Below are 3,889 nucleotides of genomic sequence, written 5' to 3'. Positions count from 1 at the left end.
TTAATACCACGTGCTTTTGCATCTTCAGGGCTCATGTAGATTGGTTCACGGCCCTGAACGGTATAGGTTGCACGGTACTCTTCCGATTCACATAACTGCGAGTGCAGACGTTGATCAGGGTGACAAGACTGTAGCTGGAGCGGGTACTTATCAGAGCCTGGACCACCGTGGCTACGTTCGACTTTTTCAAACCACATTGGGTGGCCTTTACAGTCGTTGTAGCCATATTTCGCAATCTTGTTTGAGAAGATTTCGATTAAGCCTGAAGCCGTACCCAATGCGTATTCTTCCGGATCTTCGCGGAAGTCAGCGTGGCGAACCCAAGGCTTGCCCTTACCAAATTCAACAAACCCTTCTTCCCAGAATTTCTCGAATTCTGGCATATCAAACTTGCCTTTGTTGGCTTTGCGGCAATTTTTGTAGATTTCCTTCAGCCACTGCATTTCATTCATGCCGCGGGTGTACTCGCGATCTTTACCGAAGCGCTTGGTTAGCTCGGTGAAGATTTCGAAGTCACTTTTCGCTTCGAACTGAGGTTCAACCAGCTTCTGCATTGCAATAATACCGCGGGCAGAATAAGAGCCGTATACGTCGATATCGTTGCGCTCGAATGGTGTTGTTGCAGGCAGAACGATGTCGGAGAAGCGACAAGTTGCTGTCCAGCGGTAATCTACAGAGACCACTGTCTCCAGTGATTGTTGTGCCTGCTTCATGCGGTTGCGGTCCTGGTGGTGATGCCACGGGTTATTACCGCTAAATACCATCATCTTGATTTCAGGCAGTTTCACCTTCTTGCCGTTATAGTCGATGGTCTCGCCCGGGTTCACCAGGCTATCTACCCAACGCGCAACCGGGATCACTTTGCTAAAGCCGTTAAATTTCTCACCGTGAACTGGCTTGTAACCTTTATCCGGCGTTGAAGGGAATGCGCCCGGACCTGCAGCACCCGAAGATGGTACACCGATAGAGCTGTAGTGGTGGGCGTAAGAGATACCACCGCCAGGAAGACCGATTTGACCAAGCATCGAAGCTAGTACGGCTGCCATCCAGTAAGGCTGTTCACCATGCTGCTGACGTTGTACACACCAGCCCAGCATCAGCTGAGTGCGGTCTGCTGCCATCGCACGGGCTAGCTTGCGGATGTCGTCAGCCGGAACACCACAGATCTTGGCGGCCCACTCCGGTGTTTTCTCGATCTTGTCTTCGGTTTTACCCATCAGGTAAGGAACAAACTTCTCATAACCCATGGTGTATTCGTCAAGGAAATCGACGTCAGCCAGATCTTCGGTTGCCAGGGTGTGGGCAATGGCCATCATCAGGGCAACGTCAGTTTGCGGGTTGATGCGCATCTGTTCACAACCGAGGAACTTCTGGGTCTTGGTGGCTACCGGGTCAATGCTGATCACGCGGATGTCACCGCTGGCAATTTTGGCTTTCAGCTCGTCCAGGTGAGGATAGGCTTCGTGAGTCTCACAGTTCCAGCCCACCTGCAGGTTTTTCACCGGATCGTTCGCCCATAAAACCAGGAACTTGGTCTCGTTCAGGATGTGCTGCCAAGAAGTACCTTGCGCATAAACTTCAGAGTTGCCTAGTACGTAAGGAAGAATGTGCTGACCGGCACCGGTAGAATAGTCACCGACTTTTTTGGTAAATGAACCGTGGTAGGCAATGGCGCGCTGCATATGGTTACCTGCGCTGTGCAGAGCACCAGTTGAACGCCAGCCCGTTTGACCGGCATGAAGCGCTGAAGAGCCATACGTTTTCTGAACGCGATCTAGCTCGCTATGGAAAAGATCCAGGGCCTTATCCCAGCTAACACGAACAAAACGGTTATCACCACGCTTGCTGGTGTCGCTCTTGCTGCCATTTTTCAGCCAGTCAACGCGTACCATAGGGTAGCGGACACGTGATGGGTTGTAGATCATCCCTTTCATGCCTTTTAGCATGTCGGTAGGGTGAGTATCTAGTTCAAAGGGTTTGATTTCAGCTACACGTCCGTTTTCGATACGGGCACGGAATGCGCCCCAGTGGGAACCTGTCAGTTTCCACTGCGGTGTTTCAGCTGCCATCGCCTTGCTGGCAGTTAGCAAACTTGGGCCTACAACTACGCCTGCGGCACTGGCGGTAATACCTTTCAAAAAGTCACGGCGTTTCAGGTTAAAACTTGAACCACTCATGATAGCCTCGCTTATCAGTTATTATTGATACCAAGCTGAACAGTTAATTTTTGCCAAAAGGCATCCTAACCATTCGGTTTGGCTTTAGGGGAAGGAGGGCGCCGATAACGACCTCCAAGCTTAGTTAGTGATCGTTGCTATAGTCTGAAGAGTGCATCTGCAGGTAACGCAGAACGACTTGCTCTTCTTCTTTTTCGAAGTCAGCGAAATCGAGCATGCCTTTGAACATTCCTACCCAGGTGTTCGAGTCGAAATGTGCTTCTGCCGGTTGAGAGTGACATCGGCTGCATGTGGCGGTGTAGGCTTCCTTAGCGTATTCCCAGATTGGTTCAACCTCTTCCACCAGGTCGGTTTTGTCTGTCCACAGAGTAAAGTCGACGTGCTGCCAGGTGATGCTGGTATCTTCGTCTTCCTTGGCATCAAGGACATTAAAGAAGCCTTTGGTTTTGGCTACTTTACGCTGAAGTGAAGCGACACGAATATTGCGGGCAAAGTCTTGCATGATGATTTTGCCGCTGCCTTTTTTCTTGCGCCAACCGGTAATTTTCACTTCGATAGCGTCACCTTGGCTTCTGACGACTTCCACAGGCACGGATGAGATCATCAAGCCCGCTTTTTTCGTCATCTCCGGATCCAGGAACAGTTCCTTGTTGTGCAGCGTATAGTAGGTGTTCCCGCTACGAACCGATGTTTCCAGAGCCTGCGTGTTCAGATCATCCATAATGGCTTTGTAGCCAGCGGACATATCCGGCATGTGGTGGGCAATACCTTTGTGACAGTCGATGCAGCTTTGATCGTTTTTGGCAGCATCCATCATCTGATCGCGGGCATCAGCCGACATCTTGTCAAAGTCCATGCTGTTATAGTCATGGCAACTGCGGCATTCGGCAGAACCGTTTTCAGACATTCGTGCCCATTCGCGTTTCGCCATTTCCAGGCGTTTTTTGCTGAATTTCTCAGGTGTATCGACTTCGCCGGTCAGTTTGGCCCACAACTCCATTGAAGCCTGAGCTTTACGCGCTATCTTGTCGGTAAAATTGTGCGGAACATGGCAGTCCGGACAAGTTGCGCGTACACCGGTACGGTTTTTGAAGTGGATGGTGCTTTGTAGCTCTTGGTAAACGTTGTTTTCCATCTCATGACAACCAATACAGAATTGTTCCTGATTGGTGTACTCAAGACCGGCATCAAAAGTGGTCCAGAACCCTATACCGCCAACAAAACCGGCCAGGATCAAAATGCCTAATCCGATGGTTTTGCTGGGTGTAAAGAAATGTTGCAGTATTTGCTTAATTGATTTCATTATTTTTCCTTACAGCAGCCACGCTGCCAAACCATAAAGGCCTACTGCACCTGCTGTAAGTGCAGGGAAAATAACAAATGTGTAAAGAAATGTTGATTTCAATTCTTGTTGTTTTATTGCTGTCATAAAACTCACCTCGCGTGTTTTTTTATTCATTCTAATGAGAGGGTGTGAATGGCAGATATAGAAATGCGAGCGTATGTTATTGAATGTGAAAGATTATTAATGGTTTTTTCGTAGGCTTATGAAAAATAACCATTTTATTTTTGTGGCATTCGGTGAGTGAATTTTGACTAATTTTAAATAATTGATAGGAATGTGATAGAGGTATGCTTTTCCACAAATTGCCACCACGAGCAATACCACTTTGGTGGCGTTTTTTGGTGGTTGTTGGAAGTGGTGTGGGGAT

General features: G+C 48.8%; 4 protein-coding genes. All 4 read right to left on the bottom strand.

Annotated features, from left to right (window positions below):
* Window positions 1-2,177: trimethylamine-N-oxide reductase TorA (gene torA, locus MHN01_RS19330; RefSeq protein ID WP_239412843.1), on the bottom strand; the 2,177-nt coding region annotated here is incomplete at its 3' end.
* Between the two features lie 124 nt (window positions 2,178-2,301).
* Window positions 2,302-3,480, bottom strand: a complete 1,179-nt coding sequence (torC, locus tag MHN01_RS19325; protein WP_239412842.1) for a pentaheme c-type cytochrome TorC — start codon at window positions 3,478-3,480, stop codon at window positions 2,302-2,304.
* A gap of 9 nt (window positions 3,481-3,489) precedes the next feature.
* Window positions 3,490-3,606 carry a hypothetical protein gene (locus tag MHN01_RS19320; protein WP_239412841.1) on the bottom strand — a complete coding sequence of 39 codons (117 nt, stop codon included), beginning with the start codon at window positions 3,604-3,606 and terminating at the stop codon, window positions 3,490-3,492.
* Between the two features lie 76 nt (window positions 3,607-3,682).
* On the bottom strand, window positions 3,683-3,889 hold a 207-nt coding region (locus tag MHN01_RS19315; RefSeq protein WP_239412840.1), incomplete at its 5' end, for a hypothetical protein.

This window comes from Photobacterium sp. OFAV2-7, assembly GCF_022347985.1.
Taxonomy (GTDB): domain Bacteria; phylum Pseudomonadota; class Gammaproteobacteria; order Enterobacterales; family Vibrionaceae; genus Photobacterium.
The sequence above is the reverse complement of the archived record's forward strand: the minus strand, read 5'-3'. Positions and strand labels throughout refer to the sequence as shown.

Coding starts and splice junctions, on each gene's coding strand:
- torC (WP_239412842.1), bottom strand. CDS start 3,480: ATGAAATCAATTAAGCAAATACTGCAACATTTCTTTACACCCAGCAAA.
- MHN01_RS19320 (WP_239412841.1), bottom strand. CDS start 3,606: ATGACAGCAATAAAACAACAAGAATTGAAATCAACATTTCTTTACACA.